Genomic DNA, 22115 nt, shown 5'->3' on the forward strand with positions numbered 1-22115 from the left:
CCACCTAGAAAACCTAAGCCAAAAATAACCCAGATACTAGTACTTGTAGCTATAGTATCTTGACCCTGGGTAAGCAATTCTCTATTCTTTAAGTCTAATCGTAACTTTTGCCCCAGCGCTAGACTTCTATCATCAACTGTAGTTATAATCTCAGCTTTAGAACCGTCTAACGTAAAGATGAACTTTTTATCCATTGGAATACAAACCTCCTCACATACTTGAAAGAATAAATCAACATCAATCTGATTAATTGCTTTATCTAATATTTTAATACGCTGTGTAAAAGTGGCATTGTCTTTAAAATACGTTTCTTCAACCTCAAAAATTTCACTGTATTCTTTAATAGTTTCACTTTCCGTAGTGCCATCTATTAGTTCATAAATAGTTCCATGGCCGTTATAGGTGAACTCACTTGGCAAAGAACCAAATTCCGAAGTAAATTGAGAGTACATATGCCAGCCATCTAAGATTTTAGCCTGCATCACCAGCTCATATTCCGTATCAGAGATTTTATTTATATGATGTTCCCAAACTACGGGTTCATCTTCAGTTTGTGCGAAAGTACCAAGCGGCAAAACGACAATAAAAAGTAGTAAAGCTAAAAATCTAATCATGTAATTCTATTTTTAATATCTCCTGGGCAGTATCGTCAACTCTAAAACGATGATCTGCACGCATGCCAATAACCCAAACAATTTGCTCACCAGAGCATAACAACCAAGTTTTTTCTTTAGACAAGACATCTACTTTCTCATCTTTAAAAAACTTTGACAATTTCTTTTTACGATTTAATCCTAATGGATAAAAATAGTCGCCCGTTTTCCATTTTCTTACTGTTAACGGATACTTTAATGTATTCTTTTGAATATATATTACGGTATCTGAATTATCATAACGTTCTGAAACGACAGAAAATTTTAAGTTTACGGGCAGGTTCAAAGGTACTTCTTCTTCAGTAATGTAGTACTCTTGCGTATCTAATTTAGTTTCTATTTTGGAAGACAAAATCAATACCTCACGATTTTTCACCAGCACATGAGTACTAGAAACTAATTGCTTACCCGAAAGACCGTCTAACAACGCCTCTAAATTTTCTATCTCCTTGAATCCGTAAGCACTGAACAAACCAAATAGATAGGTAGCCAAAGGTTGTAATTCTTTTAGTTTCGCTATTTCAATTTCTACTCTACCGTTATTTTCTATAAAAAGTTCTTGTTTCAATTTTTGAAGATATGCCGACGCAATAACTTCGGTTTGCTTCAAATAATCTAAGGTGTTTTTAAAATTATCTGAAAAGGTAGGATGCAGTTCATTCAACTTGGGTATAATCTCTAACCTAATTTTATTACGCAAATACTTGGCATCAGCATTACTAGCATCTTCTCGCCATTGCATGTGTTGATCATTTGCGAAGGACTTTAATTCTTGCCTTGTAAATGGTAATAAGGGTCTTCGTATATTATTTATTTTAGCGGGAATTCCCGTTAGACCTTCAATACCGGTACCTCTAGATAAATTGATTAAAAAAGTTTCTAAATTATCATTGGCATGATGTGCAGTTAACAGATATGAACTATTATGATCTACTAATAACTGATCAAACCAAGCATAACGCAGTTCCCGTGCCGCCATTTGCACAGAGACCCTGTGCTGATTAACATAACCAAGAGTATCAAAATGAGTTACAAAAAACGGTTTTTCTATTTTTTTAGCATATTCGCGCACAAAACTTTCATCACCATCACTGGCTTTGCCTCGTAATCTAAAATTACAATGTGCTATAGAAAAATTCAAATTTGTTTGATGGCACAGTTTTACAAGTACAGAACTATCAAGACCACCACTACATGCAATGATGAAATGAGATTCTAGCAATTCTGGAAAAGAATCCTCAATATGTTTTTTGAATGTCTTTAACACAAACCAAAGGTAACGAAGTCCTATAATTTAAATAGAAAGCCTAAGAATAATTTAACTTGCAATGATGTATGCAGTCTTACGAAATCACCTTTTCAAAAGAGTCCACTTTTGCAGCAAAAACTTTAGCCAACTCTTCATTGGTAATACCTTTTTCTTCATCAAAATTTTTGCCATATTTAGGCAACGAGAAAGATTCTACCACCGTACCTTGAAATCTAGTAAGCATTTTCTCTGCAACTTCAAGTGCACCTATTGCTCCTCTACCACCACCAGATGTAGCCATTAACAATATCTTTTTATCAGCAAGAAATTTAGAATCTAATCTAGATAACCAATCTAAGGTATTTTTAAAGTACGCAGAAGGATAACTATTGTGCTCGTTAACAGAAATTACCAACCCCTTTGCATTTGTAATTTCATTTTTAAATTCAACCAAAGAATTAGAGAATCCGTTTTCATTTTCTATATCTTGACTATACATAGGAAAAGGGTATTTTGACATATCTCGCAACTTCACTTCTTGCCCTTTTAACAGACTAGCCGTATACTTTACCAATTTGTAATTAATGGATACTGAAGAATTGCTACCTGCAAATGCTAAAACATAACTCATAGACCTATTTTTATGTGTGATTGCGAATTTAATTCAATTACAGTGAACCTTAGAATATTTTATCTAATTTTGCGGCTTTAAACATCCAAACATACTGTTTTATAAGTATATAGGATATAATTGTGATAATGAGCAACTCTAAGTCAAGATTGTTTTTTCTAGATGCCATAAGAGCATGGGCTATCTTAATGATGCTACAAGGTCATTTTATAGATGGACTTTTAGACAATGCCTTTAGAGACGATACGAATATGCTATTCAGTACTTGGAAGTATTTTAGAGGAATTACCGCTCCGGTATTCTTTACCGTATCCGGATTCATATTTACATTTTTACTCATTAGATCTAAACAAACCGGCTGGTCAAACCCACGAGTAAAGAAAGGTATTAAACGCGGATTTGAATTATTGGTAATTGCATACCTTTTGCGTATGAACATTTTTGGTTTGTTCAAAGGTGAAGTTTATGACTCGTTCTATTTGGTAGACGTGTTGCACTGTATAGGACTATCTTTATTATTTATTATTGGTTTTTATATTCTAACATTTGCAAAGCAAAAATGGATTTTCCCCACCATACTGGCATCTACCACCCTTTTACTATTTATTTTTGAACCTATATACAAAACATCAAGTTTTGAGTTTTTACCACAAATATTTGCTAACTACTTAACTAAGGCAAATGGATCGGTATTCACCATAATACCTTGGCTAGGCTATGCAACAATAGGTAGTTTTATGTCCGTTATATTTTCCAAATACCAAGACAGCAAAAACCTTTACAACTACATTGTACCAGCGTATATAGTAACCGGACTATCATTACTATTTCTTTCTTCAGATTTTTTCCTTGCCATTTATGATGCTACGGGTATAGCATTGTTTCAAGCCATATTCAATAACAATTATTTATTCATTCGCTTAGGTGATGTACTTATTGTTTTTTCCATATTTATACTATTAAGAAAATTCTTGATGAACGCTACCTGGTTAAGAATAGGTCAAAGCACGTTATCTATATACATTATACATTTCATTATTCTGTATGGTAGCTTTACCGGTTTAGGCTTATATAGATTCTTTCACCATTCTTTGAATCCGTACCTTGTTGTTCCCGGAGCAATATTATTCATGTTTGCAAGCACATATTTAGCCTTAAAATATGAGAACCATAAAGTGGAGATTAAAGCCAACATAAGCTCAGTTTTATCGTCTACAAGGATTTACTTAGAGCAATTTGCAATTATAGCTTTTGAAGTATTAAGAACAGCTACAGAAAAAGTATTGCGTGTGTTGGGGCTGATCAAGAACTAACCATAGTATTATACTAAGCTTATACAAAACAAAAAAGGCAGCCAAATGGCTGCCTTTTTCAGTACTATATTATTCTATCTACTTAAACATGCAAAGCACGATCATCAGTAGCAGCTAACGCCGCCTCTTTAACAGCTTCTGCATATGTAGGGTGAGCGTGGCTCATTCTAGAAATATCTTCAGCAGATGCTCTAAATTCCATAGCTGTAACCGCTTCTGCAATTAAATCTGCACAACGAGCACCAACCATATGAACACCTAAAACTTCATCGGTGTTTTTATCTGCAAGTATTTTTACAAATCCGTCAGTATCCATACTTGCTCTAGCACGACCTAAGGCACGCATAGGAAATTGACCTACTTTGTACGCTACACCTGCATCTTTAAGTTCCGCTTCTGTTTTACCAACAGCGGCAACCTCTGGCCACGTATATACTACACCAGGTATTAGGTTATAATCAATATGTGGTTTTTGACCAGCTAATATCTCTGCAACCAAAGTACCTTCTTCTTCTGCCTTGTGAGCTAACATAGCGCCTTTAATAACATCACCGATAGCATAAATATTATCAACATTTGTTTTCAAATGTCCGTCAACTATCACCTTACCTCTTTCATCAAGTTTAACACCAGCGGCATCAACATTTAATCCATCAGTATATGGCTTTCTACCAACGGCAACCAAACAATAGTCACCTTCAAAAACAACCTCTTCGCCTTTTTTGTTATCAGCCTTTACAATTACCTGATCACCTTTTCTTTCAACAGATTTTACTTTATGCGATAGCGCAAATTTCACTTTTTGCTTCTTCAACACTTTAGTAAGTTCTTTAGAAAGTGCAGCATCCATTCCTGGAATAATACGATCCATAAACTCAACCACAGTAACATCTGCACCAAGTCTTTTGTAAACCTGACCCAATTCAAGACCAATTACACCACCACCAATAACAATCATATGCTTTGGTACTTCTTTAAGCTCTAAAGCTTCGGTAGATGTAATAATACGTTCTTTATCTAATTTGATAAAAGGTAAAGTTGAAGGTTTAGAACCAGTTGCTATAATAATATTTTTAGCTTCTATCTCTTCGGTCTTACCATCGTTTTTCTTAATTGAAACATGCGTAGCATCTTTAAAACTACCCAAACCTTCATAAACCGTAATCTTGTTCTTGTCCATCAAGAACTCAATACCTTTTGTAGTTTGGTCAACAACACCTTGTTTACGGGCAATCATTTTTTCCAAGTTTACTTTAATCTCACCAGGAATTTCAATACCATGATCATCAAAATGTTTAATGGCATCTTCATAATGATGCGAAGAATCTAACATCGCCTTAGAAGGAATACACCCAACATTTAAACATGTTCCGCCTAAAGTGGAATATTTTTCAATTATTGCAGTTTTCATTCCTAGTTGCGCACAACGTATAGCTGCCACATATCCTCCAGGTCCTGAGCCTATAATGGCTACATCATATTGATCCATAAATTTTATTTTCTAATGTCTTACAAAATTAATACTATTTTTAGTTTTAGAACTCATTTTAATATATTGTTTAGAAGCGAAAATGTTAGCTTTTACAACAGTTTATTGCAGTTTTTAATCATTTTGAAAGAAATATGCATTAAAAAGCCAAATAGTCTCATAAAAGACCATAGTTCTAAATCTCACTGAAATATAAAAAGTTATTAAAGCGGTATAGCCGTTGAATGTTTCACCTCTTTTATGGTAAATGAACTTTGAGTACTACCTATATGACTCATAGTCGTTAATTTATTCACCATAAAATTTCTGTAGGCATCCATATCTTGCACATGTATTTTTAAAAGGTAATCATAGTCTCCACTTAAATGATGACATTCAACCACTTCTTGCAAACGCATTACTTGCGCTTCAAATTGAGCAATATTATCTTTTACGTGCTGCACCAATTTTACATGACAGAATACCGTAAAATTCCTATCTACAACAGCCTTATCCACTAACGCCACATAACTTCTAATTGCCCCTACCCTTTCTAACCTTTTAATACGCTCATAGATAGCCGTAGTTGAAAGCCCTAATTTTAAAGCATACTCTTTGGTCGTCTTTTTACTATCTGCCTGTAACAGTGCCAAAAGGCTATTATCTACCTTATCTAATTTCATAATGATTGATATTCTAACAGTTACATCAAAGTTAGTTAATATTAGAATTAAAATCTAAAATAAAATTATTATTAGTTTTAAAAACTATTTTACAGACTTTATCTTGACAATTTTACAATCTAAAAGTAATTTTACTAGACATTCAAATGGTAAGTAAAACAATATTTACCAAAAACATTTTGATCAGTATTTAATGCTATGCCTCGCTGGATTGCCCCGAGGATATTCACTTAAAATAATACCCCATGAGCCAAAAAAGCAGTAACGACTTACAAGATTTACAATACTTCGGAGAATATGGCGTAGTAAATCCTTCAATTTCAGATTCATCAACCTATACCTTTATATCGGCAAAAACAATGTTCGATACTTTTGAAGGCAATACAGAGGGTTGTTATCTATATAGTAGACATTCATCACCTTCCAATTTATATTTAGGCGAAGCACTGGCTGCTTTAGAAGGTACTGAAAGTGCTAATGTTACGGCTAGCGGCATGGGAGCTATTACAGCGGTTATATTACAAGTATGTAATGCCGGCGACCATATTATAAGTAGTAGAACTATCTATGGCGGCACCTATGCATTTATGAAAAATTTCTTGATCAAATTTGGAATAAAAACTACATTTCTTGATATCACTGATCTTGATGCCGTAGCAAATGCCGTTACACCGAATACTAAAATGATTTATTGCGAAAGTGTAAGCAACCCGCTTTTAGAAGTTGCCGACATCTCTGCACTATCTAATATTGCCAAGAAAAACGAACTGCCCTTGGTAGTAGACAACACCTTCTCTCCACTAACGATATCACCTGCTAAATTAGGTGCAGACATCGTAATTCACAGTCTAACCAAATTCATTAATGGAACAAGCGATTGTGTTGCAGGTGCAGTTTGTGGAACTTCAGATTTCTGCCTTAGTCTTAAAGATGTAAATAATGGAGCTGGTATGCTTTTAGGTAGCACTTTAGACAGTATGCGTGCAGCATCGATTCTAAAAAATATGCGCACCCTACATATAAGAATGAAGAAGCACAGTGAAAATGCACAATACTTGGCAGAGAATTTTGAAAAAGACGGATTACGAGTTGTGTACCCAGGATTACCCTCTCACCCTGGACATTTAATCATGGAAGATCAAATGAATCCTGAATACGGATATGGCGGATTAATAACCTTGGATGTAAAAAGCTTAGAGAATGCCAATGCGCTTATGGAATTGATGCAAGAAAGAAAGCTAGGATACCTAGCAGTGAGCCTAGGGTTCTACAAAACATTATTTAGCGCACCGGGAAGCTCAACATCATCAGAAATTCCGTTAGAAGAACAAGAGGAAATGGGGCTAGGCAACGGACTAATTAGATTTTCTATAGGATTAGATGACGATATTCAAAGAACATATTCCTTGATGAAAAAATGCCTTATAGATCTTAATATACTGGATATCAAAAGCATTAACGTCTAAGATTTCGATTCTAAAACGGGTTTGCACATCCGTTACAGAAATCGTAATATTACGTAGAAACCAAACTCTCTTTTAATGTCAGACCAAATTACCAATGAACACAGGGAAAACGAGCATATCGTAGACAATAAAGAATTAAGCATTTTTGCTGCTTTAATTCCGGTTATAGCCCTTGTTGCCATGTTGGCATATAATGTTTATGTTTTTGGTGATGACGCTTTAAGCGGATCTAATCAATTCATACTTTTATTAGGTGGCGCAGTAGCAGCAATTGTTGGTTTTATGAACAAAGTTTCATACAAACAAATGATTGCTGAAGTAGAAGAGAATATTAGATCAACCACAGGTGCCCTTCTTATACTCTTAATGGTTGGTGCGTTAGCAGGCACCTGGCTAATTAGCGGTATCATTCCTGCAATGATTTATTACGGACTACAAATTTTAAACCCTACTATTTTCTTGGCGGCATGTGTAATTATATGTGCTATCATTTCTGTAGCCACAGGCAGTAGCTGGACGACATCTGCTACCGTAGGTATAGCGTTAATAGGTATTGGCGAAGCTTTGGGCATCTCATTAGGTATGACCGCTGGAGCAGTTTTATCTGGTGCTTATTTTGGAGATAAACTTTCTCCTTTAAGTGATACCACAAACTTAGCTCCTGCTATGGCAGGTGGAGAATTGTTCTCACATATAAAATATATGATGTGGACAACAGTACCTACAATTACCGTTACCCTAATCGTATTTTTAATCATAGGTTTTAGTTTAGAGACTAACGGAGAAGCTGATGTTGATGCAATTTTAGCCTCTATAGATGCTTCATTTGATATTAACGGATGGTTGTTTCTCGTACCAATTGCTGTTGTCGGTTTAATCGTTAAAAAAACACCTCCTCTAGCAGCATTATTAATCGGAACATTATTAGCCGCTATTTTTGCTTTAATTTTTCAACCAGAAGTTGTTGCAGGCATTACGGGAGCATCAGAATTAAGCTTTCAGTCCGGATATCAAGGAATATTAAAAGCCATCACCGTTAACACCGATGTCCCAACGGATAATAAGGCATTAAGTGATTTGTTTTCTTCAAAAGGAATGACAGGTATGCTAGGTACAATTTGGTTGATTATTTGCGCTATGTTTTTTGGCGGAATAATGGACGGAATTGGCGCATTGTCAAGAATTACAAAATCATTGCTGAAAATGGCCAAATCTACATTCGGGCTATTCTTTAGTACGGGTATTAGTTGTATTGTATTAAACGGTACGGCATCTGACCAATATTTAGCAATTGTTGTACCGGGAAAAATGTTCTCAAAAGCATTTAAAGATAGAGGTCTAGCACCTGAAAACTTAAGTAGAACACTAGAAGATACAGGTACGGTAACATCTGTATTAATACCTTATAACACTTGCGGAGCTTATCACAGTGGTGTATTGGGCGTAGGTGTAGCTGAATATTTCGTTTACGCGATCTTCAATTGGCTAAGTCCAATTATGACATTCATATTCGCCGGATTAAATATTAAGATTAAAAGACTTGCTTCAAAATAAAGTCAAAATTCCATTTTTATTTTATTCACACCTTAGAGCATATCGTATTATTAATTTGATAATTGTACAGCCTAAAAATTTTGTGATTATTACTAAAACAATACTATTCCTTTAGCTATTCAAAATAGTTATTCTAGCATTGAAAATTCTAATTTAGAAAGTCTGTAATCCTTCTTTCATGTGTTAATTTTGTGTTTTAATAAATAATAAAACGAAAACATATTATGGCATTTGTAGGAAAAAAATTCCCAAATATTAGTGTTAACGCAATGAATGACATGGGCGATACTTTTAAACTTAATGTTTTAGAAGAAGCTCAAAAAAATAATAAAAAAGTGGTTCTTTTCTGGTACCCAAAAGATTTCACTTTTGTATGCCCAACAGAACTTCACGCTTTTCAAGCAGCCATTGGTGAGTTCGAAAAAAGAAATACAATTGTAATAGGTGCATCTTGTGATACTCCAGAAGTACACTTTGCATGGTTAAGCACAGATAAGGACAACGGTGGTATTGAAGGTGTAACATACCCAATATTAGCAGATAGCAACCGTAACCTTTCTAGCGTTTTAGGTATTTTAGATATCCAAAACGAAGTATATGACGAAGAAACAGAAACTGTTCAGGTTGAAGGAGACAACGTTACTTATAGAGCTACATATATTATTGATGAAGAAGGTGTAGTACAACACGAAAGCATCAACAATATGCCTTTAGGTAGAAATGTTGGTGAGTATTTACGTTTGGTAGATGCTTTAACTCACGTTCAAGAAAAAGGTGAAGTTTGCCCTGCAAACTGGGAAGAAGGCAAAGAAGCTATGTCTGCAGATAGAGACGGCGTTGCTAGCTACCTTTCTGCTCACGCAAACTAAATAGAATATATAATGAACATGAAGTTTATGCTTCATGTTCATTTTTTTAATCCTTAAAACGCTTTAGTTATGTTATTAGAATTAGAACAAGATAATTTACAGGAAATCATTGATAACAACCCTAATGTTGTTGTACAATATTCTGCTACCTGGTGTGGTAACTGTAGAATCATGAAGCCAAAATTCAAAAAAGAAGCTTCACAAAACGAGAATATTACATTTGTATTGGCAGATGCAGAGAAATTTCCTGAATCTAGAAAGTTAGCAGACGTAAGTAACTTACCAACATTTGCTTCTTTTGAAAAAGGTAAAATTAAAAATCAGGTTCAGACAAATAAGTATGACCTATTAAAAGATTTGATCAGTGAGATTACCCATAATTAAATTACTGACAGAGTTCATTGAAGAAAAAGACAGCGATTTCATTCTAGAGACCATTGAGACCTTAGAAGCACTTACAGAGCTACCTTCATTAAAAGATGAAGAGCTTGATGTAATCGGCGAACTTATTTCTAATATGTACGGTGCCATAGAAGTTGCCAAGAGCATAGAACAAGGCACACCAAAGAAAGATGCTATGAACCAATTTATGAAGCGTGTTTTAGGCTCCATAGACAAGTAATAGCAATTTAAAATAAACAAAGTCCTTTCCTTTATGAAAGGACTTTTTTTATCATATTCCCGCTCGTTTCCACTTTATATTTTATAATTTCACAAACTCAATTATAAAAAGACAAAAGTTATGGCTTCGGTTACACTAAAAGGGAACGAAATACACACACTAGGAACTTTACCTGCAAATGGCGGAAAGGCTCCAGAATTTCAATTAACTAAGAATGACTTATCTACTGTAAAACTTTCAGATTATGAAGGTTCTAGAGTAGTATTAAATATTTTCCCAAGTGTTGATACAGGCACTTGCGCTCAATCTGTACGTCAATTTAATCAAGAGGCTGCTGAATTGGATAACACTATAGTACTTTGTATTTCTAAAGATTTACCATTTGCACAAGCTAGATTTTGTGGTGCGGAAGGGATAGAGAATGTTGAAATGCTTTCAGACTTTAAAGATGGTAATTTTGGAAAAGGTTACAACGTAGCATTTTCAGACGGACCTTTAGCTCCACTACTTTCAAGAGCAGTTGTAGTAGTTGACGAAAAAGGAAAAGTATTGTATTCTGAGCAAGTTGCAGAAACTACAGAAGAGCCAAACTACAAAGCAGCGTTAGAGGCGTTAATGAACTAAAAAACAAAGGACACTCATGCCCAAAGAATCCTTTCTGGTAAATCGTATTAAAAGTGTTGGCTTTGCCTTAAAGGGAGCCTTCCTTTTAATACGCACCGAAGCTAGTATCAAAATTCAAGTTTTCATTGCTATAGTAATGACTGCTGCAGGTTTTTATTTTGACATCTCAAATACGGAGTGGATTCTTCAAATATTTGCTATTGCACTTGTTTTAGGAATTGAGGGAATGAATACGGCAGTAGAAAAAATTGCTGATTATATTCAGCCAGAATTTGATGTAAAAATTGGGTTTATAAAGGATATATCAGCAGGTGCCGTAATGTTAGTTTCTATCGCATCAACCATTATTGGTCTTATCATTTACCTCCCAAAGGTAATTTAGAGTAGTCCATAGCTTATCGTAAATTTGTAATTTAGCATCAGAATTAAGTTTTAATGGCAAAAAAGGCAACTAAATCAAAGCCAAAACCTACTAAAAAACGAGCACCGTTTAAATTATCCAAACAGAATAAAATCATTTTGGGTAGTTTGCTAATGCTCTTTAGTATTGCGCTATTCTTTTCTTTTATATCTTTTTATTTTAACTGGCAAGATGATCAAAGTCTTTTGTCAGAGTTTAAAGACCGTAATGAACTGGCAAAAAACTTACTGAATAAATTTGGAGCAAGCATTAGTCACTTTTTCATGTACAAGGGCTTTGGTGTAGCTTCTCTAATTTTCCCTTTTCTTGTTTGTATTACAGGTATTTATCTTTTTCTAGGGCTCTCGTTAAAGGCATTGTTCAAAAAATGGATTTGGGGTTTGTTATTTGTTATTTGGATTTCTATTGCCCTAGGTTTTTTTGCTACCACCAACCCACTATTAGGCGGACTTATAGGTTTTGAAATGAACGATTTCTTGCAGGACTACGCTGGTAAAATTGGTGTACTACTGTTGTTGGTTTTCGGACTCATATTTATTCTAGTTAGATTATTTGAAGTTACACCTGAAGGTATTTCTTCATTCTTTAAAACTAGGAAAGAAGCTATTTCTACAGAGTTTAAAGCCAACCAAGAACGTAAGGCCAATAAAAAGAAAGAACAAAAAGAGCAAGAAGATATTATTACCACTTCCTTAGAAGAAGAAGCTCCAGTTATTGTAGACACTTATACTCACAAAGCAGAAATTCCTCATTTAGAAAAAGAGGAAAAAATTAAAGATTTTGAAGTAACCATACCAGAACCTGAACCAGAAGAAAGTTTGGCTATGGAGGTAGAATCGGTTGTTGAAGAACCTGAAGAAGTAGATGTACTTGCCAATAAGCTTGTAGATGATTTTGGTGAATTTGACCCAACATTAGAATTAGGGAATTACAAATTTCCACATATTGATCTTTTAGACCAACACGGCACAACCGGTGGCATTACTATTAATCAAGAGGAATTAGAGGAAAACAAAAATAAGATTGTTGAAACTCTAAAAAATTACAAGATAGGTATCGCCCAAATTAAGGCAACTATTGGCCCTACAGTTACTTTGTATGAAATAGTACCTGAAGCAGGCGTTAGAATATCAAAAATTAAAAACCTTGAAGATGATATCGCACTTTCATTGGCTGCTTTAGGTATACGTATCATCGCCCCCATTCCAGGTAAAGGAACTATAGGTATAGAGGTGCCAAATAAGAATTCCTCTATAGTATCTATGCGTTCTGTAATAGCCTCTAGCAAGTTTCAGAAAGCTGAAATGGAGCTGCCAATTGCATTTGGTAAAACTATTAGTAACGAAACCTTTGTAGTTGATTTGGCAAAAATGCCTCACATGTTAATGGCAGGTGCTACAGGACAAGGTAAATCTGTAGGTTTAAATGCGGTTTTAACCTCATTATTATACAAAAAACATCCAGCAGAGGTAAAATTCATTTTGGTCGATCCTAAGAAAGTTGAACTTACACTTTATAACAAAATAGAACGTCATTTCCTGGCTAAGCTTCCAGACTCAGATGAAGCAATTATCACAGATAATACAAAAGTAATTCATACACTGAATTCGCTATGTATTGAAATGGATAATAGATATGAGTTGTTGAAACTGGCTATGGTGCGTAACCTAAAAGAATACAACACCAAATTCAAGGCTAGAAAACTGAACCCGAACGACGGACACAAATTCTTACCTTACATTATATTGGTTATTGATGAATTTGCCGATTTGATCATGACAGCCGGTAAAGAGGTAGAAACTCCCGTAGCAAGACTTGCACAGTTAGCAAGGGCAATTGGTATTCATTTAATCATTGCAACGCAAAGACCATCTGTAAACGTTATTACAGGTATTATTAAAGCCAACTTCCCTGCAAGGTTAGCATTTAGAGTAACTTCTAAAATAGATTCAAGAACCATTTTAGATACCGCAGGTGCAGATCAATTGATCGGTAGAGGTGATATGTTATTTACACAAGGTAATGATGTCACACGTATTCAATGTGCTTTTGTTGATACTCCCGAGGTTGCTAAAATAACGGAATTCATTGGTAGTCAGAGAGCTTACCCAGAAGCGCACGAACTACCTGAGTATGTTGGTGAGGATTCTGGCACGAGTCTTGATAATAACGTATCTGAAAGGGATTCTAAGTTTCGCGAAGCTGCAGAAGTTATCGTAATTGCACAGCAAGGTTCAGCCTCATTAATTCAACGTAAATTGAAATTAGGGTACAACAGAGCCGGTAGAATTATTGATCAATTAGAAGCAGCAGGAATTGTAGGTCCGTTTGAAGGCAGTAAAGCCAGACAAGTTTACGTGGCAGATATGGTTGCCCTCCAACAAATATTGGATAACGAATAATATTAAAAAGAGATGAAGAAGATTATTATTGTATTGACGATTATGCTTACAGCAACATTTGCAAACGCACAAAGTTCTGATAAAGCAAAAGCATTACTAGATGAAGTTTATAATAAAGTACAAAGTTATGACAACATCTTCGTAGATTTTAAATTCGATTTAAAAAACGCCGATGCCGGCATTAATCAAGAGACAAGAGGTGATGTTACCCTTGCAGGCAACAAATACATGTTTAACTATTTAGGATCTCAGCAAATTTTTGACGGTAACAAAGTATATACTATTGTTCCAGAAAATGAAGAGGTTACCATTGAAGACCAATCTGAAGATGAAAATGCGATGACGCCTTCAAAAATGTTAACTTTTTACAAACAAGGACACAACTATGCTTGGGATATTCTTCAAAATATTCAAGGAAGAAAAATACAGTATGTAAAACTGACCCCTATCGATTCTGATACTGAAATAAAATCTAGATTATTAGGTATTGACATGGGCACTAAGCACATTTACAACTTAATTGAAACAGGTAAGAACGGAACAAAAACTACGATCACTGTTAATTCTTTTAAAACAGATCAAACTTTGTCCAAAACCTTATTTACTTTTGACGAAGCTAAATATAAGGATGAAGGTTATTTCATTATAAGAAATTAGAACTATTGAGAATACTAGACCGATATATCCTATCAAGGTTCGTCTTTAATTTTGTCAGTTCGTTTGTAATATTGATGTTCATCTTCATATTTCAAACGATTTGGCTTTTTATTGATGATTTAGCTGGCAAAGGTCTAGATATTGTTATCATTGGTAAGTTTCTCTTCTATTTAATGCCAGACCTTACTGAAAAAGTACTACCCTTAACAGTACTTTTATCCTCCATTTTAACTTTTGGATCTATAGCTGAGAATTATGAATTTGCCGCAATGAAGGCATCTGGTATTTCCCTTCAACGATCAATGCTAAGTTTGATCATTTTTGTGACTATTTTAGGCGGTGTCACTTTTTTCTTTGCCAATAACGTTATTCCTTTATCACAACGTAAAATATATAATTTACGCAGAAACATTGCTAAGGTAAAACCCGCAGCTGTAGTCTCTGAAGGTGTTTTTAGTGATTTTGAAGGCATGAATATTAAGGTTGATGAAAAGTATGGCGATAATGACCGCTTTCTTAAAAACGTCATCATTCACACAAAATCGGCAAACAATATCAACACCAGAGTAATCAAATCCAATACTGGTGAATTAATAAGTAGTGAAGATTCTGATGTGATACAATTGGTATTGAAAGACGGTCACATGTACCAAGATGTGGAAACGAAGAGCAACGACAAAAAAATGAAGTTTCCGTTCGCTCAAGCCGATTTCGACACTTATACCATGAATATTGAAATTCCGGAAATCAATAACGACGAGTTAGAGGAAGAAAGAGATATCAGTACTGACAAAATGAAGAACATATCTCGTCTAACAAAAGATATTGATTCATTACGCGGAGACAATTACCGTATAGTTCGTGCATTTTCTAAAAATATTGAAGGCAGAACAGGAATGTTTGCACCGTTGATGGCTAAAAACAAGGACACTACCAAAACAAAAATGGTGTCTAAAAAAGATTCTATCATAGCATCTAAGGCTGCTTTAGCCAAAAAAAATATCGCCCTTCAAGATTCTATAGACGATAATTTTTTAGTGTTATTTCCAGACTGGCAACAAATACAAATTTTAAGCAGTGCCAAAAACGCTACCACTAGTATTCTAGGTACCGTAAGCGGCAAAAAAGAAGAAATGCAAAAGAGATATAAAATCTACAATATGCATATTCTTTCGTTACATAATAAATACGCATTGGCATTCTCATGTATCATACTTTTCTTTGTTGGGGCTCCGTTGGGCGCTATTATTAGAAAAGGTGGGTTAGGCTTACCTATGGTCATCGCCATTGTATTGTTCTTAATTTATTATTTCATTGGTGTTTTTGCAGGAAATTATGCCAAAGAAGGTAATATTCACCCAATGCTAGGTGCGTGGCTTTCTACACTGATTATGTTACCATTAGGTGTTGTATTAACGAAAAGAGCGACGGAAGATAAGGGAATGATGGATTTCGGATTTATAGCCGATTTCTTCAAAAAAATATTTAAGAAAAAAGATAAAGCTGATTCATAGACATGACAGATCCTAGTACTATACAATTGAATACGATAGAAGAAGCGATTGAAGATATACGCGCCGGTAAAGTAATTATCGTTGTTGATGATGAAAATCGTGAAAATGAAGGAGATTTTTTGGCTGCAGCAGAACTTGCTACACCAGAAACGGTCAATTTTATGGCTACCCATGGTAGAGGTCTTATTTGCGCTCCTTTAACTGAGGGCCGATGTAAGGATTTAGGCTTACATATGATGGTGAGCACTAATACAGATCCATTAGAGACCGCATTTACCGTATCAGTAGATTTAAGGGGAAAAGGGGTTACTACAGGTATTTCGGCGAGTGACAGGTCTAAAACCGTTATTGCATTGACTGAAAGCGATACCAAACCACATGATTTAGCAAGACCGGGACATATATTCCCTTTAGTAGCTAAAGAAGGTGGCGTATTACGTAGAACAGGGCACACAGAAGCTGCAATTGATTTTGCTCGATTAGCAGGATTACAACCCGCAGGTATTATCGTAGAAATCATGAACGAAGATGGAACCATGGCCCGCCTACCCCAGTTGGTAGAAGTCGCTAAAAAGTTTGATCTAAAGATTGTTTCCATTGAATCTCTTGTTGCATACAGAATGGAGCATGATAGTTTAATTGATAAAGAAGTTGATTTTGAAATCACCACTCGTTTTGGTGAGTTTAGATTAAGAGCATACAAGCAGACCACAAATAACCATATCCACATTGCCTTGACAAAAGGTTCATGGTCTTCAGAAGATAAAATCTTAACCAGAATCAACTCTACCCTGATCAACAATGACATCTTAGGAACATTGACACATAACCCAGATGAAAAATTAGAGGATATGTTCAACAAAATTAACAAAGAGGGCAAAGGAGCCATTGTATTCATTAATCAAGACTCAGAATCACTTAATTTACTTTCTAGACTAAAAGAGCTCAAAGAACTTCAAAAACAAGGCGTTCACAAGGCACCAAAAATAGAAATGGACAATCGTGATTTCGGTATTGGAGCTCAAATCTTACATGATTTAGGTATTCACAAAATGAAACTGATGACCAATAGTACTCAAGCTAAGCGCGTAGGTATTGTAGGTTACGGCTTGGAGATTGTTGAATACGTATCGTACTAATAAATCTAAGAAAACTTAGAAAGCACCTCTTTCATTTTTGAAGCGCGTTCCGCAACTTGTTCTTCTGTCCAACTTAGTTTTACTAAGCAAGAGATGGTTCTACCTATCCATGTATCAGATTTTGAAAAGTCAGATTTAGAGTAGTCAGGCAATTGACTTACAACCTCTTGCGGCAATTTACCTAAAGATCTTTTAGAGGTTAAGTGCTCCCATTTTTTATAGTAATGCCAATTATTATCGAACCAGTAAAAACAAGCATCAACACCAGCTTCACCTAAAGCTGTATGAGCTGCTTTGGCTAATTCTTGTGTTGGCAGAAAGAACGATAAAAATGAATAGTTTTCCACACCACCAGCTGGCACCTTTCTAAATGTAATGTTATCTAGAGGAGATAATGTATTTCTTAAAATCGAATAATTTTTTTCTTGGATGGCTAAGAAATCATCTAAGCGCTCTATTTGTGCACAACCAACAGCGGCGTGTAATTCTGAAATTCTGAAGTTATATCCCAAAAAAGGATGTGTTTCTGCCCCTCTATTATTACCTACATGGTCATGACCATGATCTGAGTAATGATCGGCATTTGTTTTATACTGTTCATTATTGGTTATGATAGCTCCGCCTTCTCCACAAGTAATGGTTTTTACATAGTCAAAAGAAAAACAACCTAAGTCACCATAACTACCCAAGGGCTTACCCTCAAAACTTCCCCCTATGGCTTGACAAGCATCTTCTAACAACAACAAGTTATGTTTATCGCAAATATCTTTTAAAGCGCTTAAATCCGCCATAGAGCCGCACATATGCACTGGCATTACTACTTTTGTCTTATCGGTTATAGCATTTTCAACTGCTGTAGGGTCTAACGTCAGCGTATCATCTACATCTACCAAGATAGGAATTGCACCAATAGCCAAAATAGATTCAAAACTAGCTACAAAAGTAAAGGTGGGCATAATTACCTCATCTCCCGCTCCAATACCTGCACTAGCCAAGCCCACCGTCAGCGCTGCAGTACCACTACTTACCAATTGCGCATATTTTGAGTCCATACGTTTTGCCAAAGCTTCTTCAAGCTCCAACGCCTTCCAATGGTTGTTACGCATACCATCAAAGCCGTAGCGCATTAAAACACCTGAATCCAAAACATCCTGAACTTGACCTTTTTCACTCTCTCCAAACAACTCAAAACCTGGCATGCTAACTATTTTATATTATACTACAAATCTTGTTTAAATAATTGGTAAAACCAAAGTTTTACAACTAGTATCGTAACCATATCAGGTAATCTTTTAAAAAGAACCTCATAGAAACTATCTACCAAATATGGATTAGTAAAAAACAAGAAAATAGTTGATGCCAAAAGCTTATCGATTTGGAAGATTGGAAACACACCAAATCTCTAACACATATGTAACTATAACAGTTCAATCAGTAATATGGATTATGAAAACAACACCTACTACTAGCAACAAAAGCAATTAAAGATCAACTAGCGATAATTTTACTTAAAACCCTGATAACCAAAATTATTCATTTGCTCAAAACCATCACCTACGGTCTTAACAGGTAATTTACAGGTGTTATCTTGACAGACATAAATGAAGGTATCATCCTCAGTATAACGATCCTTAAAAAGTGAAATATCGCTTTCAACAGATGACCCCACAATTAAAGAATTTACTATGAAGGTTTTGTGTATTTCGTTCATCAGCTTTTCAGCATCTTTACCAACAATTACAATTTCATAAAACGGATACGCCTGTTCTAACAACAAGGTTCCCCAAGCTCCATAGCTTACAGCATGGTTTTCAAAATCTGAAGTAATCAAAGAGCCCATAACCTCAGCTTTTTTCAAGAAACCCTTGTTATATTCCAGATGACCTATATGAAGATAATTCTGCGCCATTATTGCATTTGCAGACGGCACTACCCCATCTGAAGTATTAATGATACTAGGCACTAAATCATTGGAAACATTGTAGTAAAACAACTCAGAATTACTCTTATATTTTTCTGATGCAGCATTCATCAATTCTTTAGAAACAGTTAAGTAATCCGCATCTAATGTAACCTCAAAAAGCGAGAATGCACTTTTAGCCAAAAAAGCATAATCTTCTAAAAAGACTTCTTTCTGCTTACTATCTTTAGTGTACGAATGCACTAATTGTTCATTTTTATAATTATACTGGTTTAAATATTTAAATACCGAAACAGCTTCATCTAAATATTGGTCATCACCAAATGCCTTATATGCCTCTAATAAGCCGTCTATTAATAATGCATTCCAAGATGTCAAAATCTTATAATCTTTAGTTGGTTTTTGTCTTTTTTGACGTGCTTCATATAAAACCGACTTCCAACTTGCCATTTTCTTTTCAAATTCCGCCGCAGTTAAATCGGTCTTTTTCAAAAAATCATTTTTAGGAAGCGTATTATTCAGCACATAATTTCCTTCTTCCCATACTTGATCATCTATAATATTGAAGTAAAGAGAAAATAATTCAAAATCATCTTTAAGCAATGCTTCTAACTCTTGCTTTTTCCAGACATAGTAAACACCTTCTTCTCCATTGGTATCGGCATCCATAGCACTAAAGTAGCCACCATCTTCATTTCGCATTTCTGATTTTAAAAATGCAAGAGTTTCAGACACCCTTATTTTATACACTTCATTACCCGTTAATTTGTATGCTTTTGAGAGTAAACTAACCAGCTGCGCATTATCATACAACATCTTTTCAAAATGCGGTACTTTCCAGGTATCATCTGTACTATACCTAAAGAATCCTCCATCTACATGATCATAGATTCCTCCTTGAACAACTTTATCCAGTGTATTTAGCACATGGTTTTTTGCTTCCACATTTTGCTGCAAAACCGCATAATCTAACAACATCGTCAAATTTGCAGGTAGTATAAATTTTTGCTGACCAATATTGCCTCCCCAATCTTTATCCCACATGGTAGACCACTGTTTTATACCATTTTCTATTTTATTGGGAGTTATGGCATTTGCCATTTGTTTTGCGGGCTGTTCATAGACCTCTTGCACACCATCTGCCAACATAGTGGCATATTCCTTCATTTTATCAGGATTCTTTTCATATTCTGTACTAAACTTTGCAAGAATATTTTTCCAATTTTCCTTCTCATGATAGGTTCCTAAGAAAACAGGACTCCCATTAGGCATAATAATCGCGTTCATTGGCCAACCTCCTGTGCCATTGACCAATTGCAGAGCAGTCTGGTACACCATATCTAAATCTGGGCGCTCTTCCCTATCTACTTTTATACTGACAAATTTATCGTTCATCAATTTCGCCACTTCAGCATCCTCAAAAGACTCCTCTTCCATAACGTGACACCAATGACATGTAGAATACCCAACACTTAAAACCACAAGTTTGTTTTCATCAGCGGCTTTTTTAAATGCATCATCTGACCACGCTTTCCAATCTACCGGATTATGTGCATGCTGCAAAAGGTACGGACTGGTTTCGTTTATTAAATCATTGGTAAATTCATGATCATCTTGCTTTACAGCTTCACCATCATTCTTATTTTGCTCCCTGCAGGAACTCAAAACCAGTACACCAACAAATACAAAAAACAAGCTATTAATCTTCATAAGTCTGTAATAATAAATTCAAAGATATATTTAATTTACATACTCGTTTTTACAAAAAATATTCAAACAATCACCAAAAGATATATTAACCAACAATCTCCTTTACAAACAAAAGAATGACAAACTACTCAACTACGGTAAAGACCATTCATGTTTCTTTTTATTTCTACCAAAAAGGATACACTTAAATCAATTTACTAACGTTATTAACAAACGCTAGAATGACAACAGTAGCTAAACACCTATCAATTGTATCGATTCTCAAAACAAGTTAATTCTAGTGATCTTTTACTGAGTATCTGAGTAAAATCAAATTCAAAATTCAGCGTACAACCGACCATATCGAGACCAATAAAAAGTTAAAGATCATCTACAATTAAAACCACTTATTTTACTGATTTACGGATCATTAAGATTCACGCAAAGAACACCGTATTTTCAAATAAAAAGTAACCAATCAGCTATATAACACTACCATATATTTAGTGTAAAAATGAAATTTTTACTTTTCATTTCCTCAAATTCATAAAACAAGAATTTTAACTACTTAACCCACCGTAATTGAGTGTACTGAAGATTTAAAAACGACTGTAAAAAACTTAAATTTCTTATAAATTAAAGTTAAAGATCTTCTCAACTTGAAATCTTATAAAACATTGGTTACATTAGTGTTAAGCGTATTTTTAAACTCCGTTTTTGCATGACAGAAGTAGAAAAAACATTAGACAATAAAAGTGTACGACCAACCGCAATGCGTATACTCATCTATAAATTCATGGCAAGTAAAAATACCGCCGTTGCTTTGACAGATATTGAAAATGCTTTTGAGAAAGCAGAGCGTACTACACTGTATAGAACTTTAAAAACATTTGAAGAAAAAGGCATCGTTCATCAAATAGATGACGGAACCAACATTTCAAAATTTGCCTTATGCGAACCTGGCTGTAATTGTGAAATTGACCAAGATTTACATTTGCATTTTCACTGTGGACAATGTGATAAGACAGTTTGCTTGACCGAACATAAGATTCCTCAAATTAATTTACCTCAAGGTTACATTGCAGAAGATGTGAATCTGGTCATCAAAGGTATTTGCGACTCTTGTAGCGACCATTAAATGCACTTCTGTTGCACCATCTATTTTAAGACCTTGCAGGTATTATGAAAAAGAATAAAATAGAAGTCAGAACACCTATAAACTCCCAGAACTCATGTGGTC

General features: G+C 34.9%; 20 protein-coding genes. 13 read left to right on the top strand and 7 right to left on the bottom strand.

Annotated features, from left to right (window positions below; genetic code table 11):
* The 3 genes from ABJI11_RS03165 to ABJI11_RS03175 all read right to left on the bottom strand — a co-directional run.
* Window positions 1-614 (bottom strand): protein-disulfide reductase DsbD domain-containing protein (locus tag ABJI11_RS03165; RefSeq protein ID WP_348349346.1); only part of this gene is annotated, 614 nt, incomplete at its 3' end.
* Window positions 607-1920, bottom strand: a complete 1314-nt coding sequence (gene tilS, locus ABJI11_RS03170) for a tRNA lysidine(34) synthetase TilS (protein WP_348349347.1) — start codon at window positions 1918-1920, stop codon at window positions 607-609. The genes tilS and ABJI11_RS03165, both read right to left, overlap by 8 nt.
* A 76-nt stretch (window positions 1921-1996) precedes the next feature.
* On the bottom strand, window positions 1997-2533 hold the full coding sequence (locus ABJI11_RS03175; protein ID WP_348349349.1) for an NAD(P)H-dependent oxidoreductase: 537 nt from the start codon (window positions 2531-2533) through the stop codon (window positions 1997-1999).
* Window positions 2534-2661: 128 nt separating this feature from the next.
* Here ABJI11_RS03175 and ABJI11_RS03180 point away from each other — a divergent pair, with 128 nt between their 5' ends.
* On the top strand, window positions 2662-3846 hold the full coding sequence (locus ABJI11_RS03180) for a heparan-alpha-glucosaminide N-acetyltransferase domain-containing protein (protein WP_348349351.1): 1185 nt from the start codon (window positions 2662-2664) through the stop codon (window positions 3844-3846).
* An 82-nt stretch (window positions 3847-3928) separates the two neighbouring features.
* On the opposite strand, the gene lpdA is transcribed toward ABJI11_RS03180, so the two are convergent.
* Together lpdA and ABJI11_RS03190 are read right to left on the bottom strand one after the other, a co-directional pair.
* Window positions 3929-5335 (bottom strand): dihydrolipoyl dehydrogenase, encoded by a 1407-nt coding sequence (lpdA, locus tag ABJI11_RS03185; RefSeq protein WP_348349353.1) that lies wholly within the window; start codon window positions 5333-5335, stop codon window positions 3929-3931.
* A 203-nt stretch (window positions 5336-5538) separates the two neighbouring features.
* Entirely contained in the window at window positions 5539-5997 is a 459-nt protein-coding gene (locus ABJI11_RS03190; RefSeq protein WP_276493248.1) for an Lrp/AsnC family transcriptional regulator, read from the bottom strand.
* Between the two features lie 245 nt (window positions 5998-6242).
* Here ABJI11_RS03190 and ABJI11_RS03195 point away from each other — a divergent pair, with 245 nt between their 5' ends.
* The 11 genes from ABJI11_RS03195 to ribB all read left to right on the top strand — a co-directional run bounded on the left by ABJI11_RS03195 (window position 6243) and on the right by ribB (window position 17265).
* Window positions 6243-7463, top strand: coding sequence for an aminotransferase class I/II-fold pyridoxal phosphate-dependent enzyme (locus ABJI11_RS03195; RefSeq protein ID WP_348349355.1), 1221 nt, complete (start codon window positions 6243-6245; stop codon window positions 7461-7463).
* A gap of 75 nt (window positions 7464-7538) precedes the next feature.
* Window positions 7539-9017 (top strand): Na+/H+ antiporter NhaC, encoded by a 1479-nt coding sequence (gene nhaC, locus ABJI11_RS03200; RefSeq protein WP_348349357.1) that lies wholly within the window; start codon window positions 7539-7541, stop codon window positions 9015-9017.
* 224 nt (window positions 9018-9241) lie between these two features.
* Window positions 9242-9886 (top strand): peroxiredoxin, encoded by a 645-nt coding sequence (locus ABJI11_RS03205; RefSeq protein WP_276493251.1) that lies wholly within the window; start codon window positions 9242-9244, stop codon window positions 9884-9886.
* Window positions 9887-9955: 69 nt separating this feature from the next.
* The gene (locus tag ABJI11_RS03210; RefSeq protein WP_073246691.1) at window positions 9956-10270 is read left to right on the top strand and encodes a thioredoxin family protein; all 315 of its coding nucleotides are present in this window, start codon (window positions 9956-9958) and stop codon (window positions 10268-10270) included.
* Window positions 10251-10508, top strand: coding sequence for a hypothetical protein (locus tag ABJI11_RS03215; protein WP_348349360.1), 258 nt, complete (start codon window positions 10251-10253; stop codon window positions 10506-10508). Before ABJI11_RS03210 ends, ABJI11_RS03215 begins: the two co-directional genes overlap by 20 nt.
* A 120-nt stretch (window positions 10509-10628) precedes the next feature.
* On the top strand, window positions 10629-11132 hold the full coding sequence (gene tpx, locus ABJI11_RS03220) for a thiol peroxidase (protein WP_348349362.1): 504 nt from the start codon (window positions 10629-10631) through the stop codon (window positions 11130-11132).
* 16 nt (window positions 11133-11148) lie between these two features.
* Window positions 11149-11514, top strand: coding sequence for a diacylglycerol kinase family protein (locus ABJI11_RS03225; protein ID WP_276493254.1), 366 nt, complete (start codon window positions 11149-11151; stop codon window positions 11512-11514).
* A 53-nt stretch (window positions 11515-11567) separates the two neighbouring features.
* Window positions 11568-13955, top strand: a complete 2388-nt coding sequence (locus ABJI11_RS03230) for a DNA translocase FtsK 4TM domain-containing protein (RefSeq protein WP_348349365.1) — start codon at window positions 11568-11570, stop codon at window positions 13953-13955.
* Between the two features lie 12 nt (window positions 13956-13967).
* Window positions 13968-14612, top strand: a complete 645-nt coding sequence (locus ABJI11_RS03235; RefSeq protein ID WP_276493256.1) for an outer membrane lipoprotein carrier protein LolA — start codon at window positions 13968-13970, stop codon at window positions 14610-14612.
* A 26-nt stretch (window positions 14613-14638) separates the two neighbouring features.
* Window positions 14639-16126 carry an LptF/LptG family permease gene (locus tag ABJI11_RS03240; RefSeq protein ID WP_348349377.1) on the top strand — a complete coding sequence of 496 codons (1488 nt, stop codon included), beginning with the start codon at window positions 14639-14641 and terminating at the stop codon, window positions 16124-16126.
* Between the two features lie 2 nt (window positions 16127-16128).
* Window positions 16129-17265, top strand: a complete 1137-nt coding sequence (gene ribB, locus ABJI11_RS03245) for a 3,4-dihydroxy-2-butanone-4-phosphate synthase (RefSeq protein WP_348349368.1) — start codon at window positions 16129-16131, stop codon at window positions 17263-17265.
* Between the two features lie 5 nt (window positions 17266-17270).
* On the opposite strand, the gene ABJI11_RS03250 is transcribed toward ribB, so the two are convergent.
* Both ABJI11_RS03250 and ABJI11_RS03255 read right to left on the bottom strand, forming a co-directional pair.
* The gene (locus tag ABJI11_RS03250) at window positions 17271-18464 is read right to left on the bottom strand and encodes a DegT/DnrJ/EryC1/StrS family aminotransferase (RefSeq protein ID WP_348349370.1); all 1194 of its coding nucleotides are present in this window, start codon (window positions 18462-18464) and stop codon (window positions 17271-17273) included.
* Between the two features lie 305 nt (window positions 18465-18769).
* On the bottom strand, window positions 18770-20896 hold the full coding sequence (locus ABJI11_RS03255) for a thioredoxin domain-containing protein (RefSeq protein WP_348349373.1): 2127 nt from the start codon (window positions 20894-20896) through the stop codon (window positions 18770-18772).
* A 700-nt stretch (window positions 20897-21596) separates the two neighbouring features.
* Here ABJI11_RS03255 and ABJI11_RS03260 point away from each other — a divergent pair.
* Entirely contained in the window at window positions 21597-22013 is a 417-nt protein-coding gene (locus ABJI11_RS03260) for a transcriptional repressor (protein WP_348349375.1), read from the top strand.
* The last annotated feature ends 102 nt before the right edge of the window (window positions 22014-22115 follow it).

This window comes from Maribacter sp. (genome assembly GCF_039968975.1).
GTDB lineage: Bacteria > Bacteroidota > Bacteroidia > Flavobacteriales > Flavobacteriaceae > Maribacter.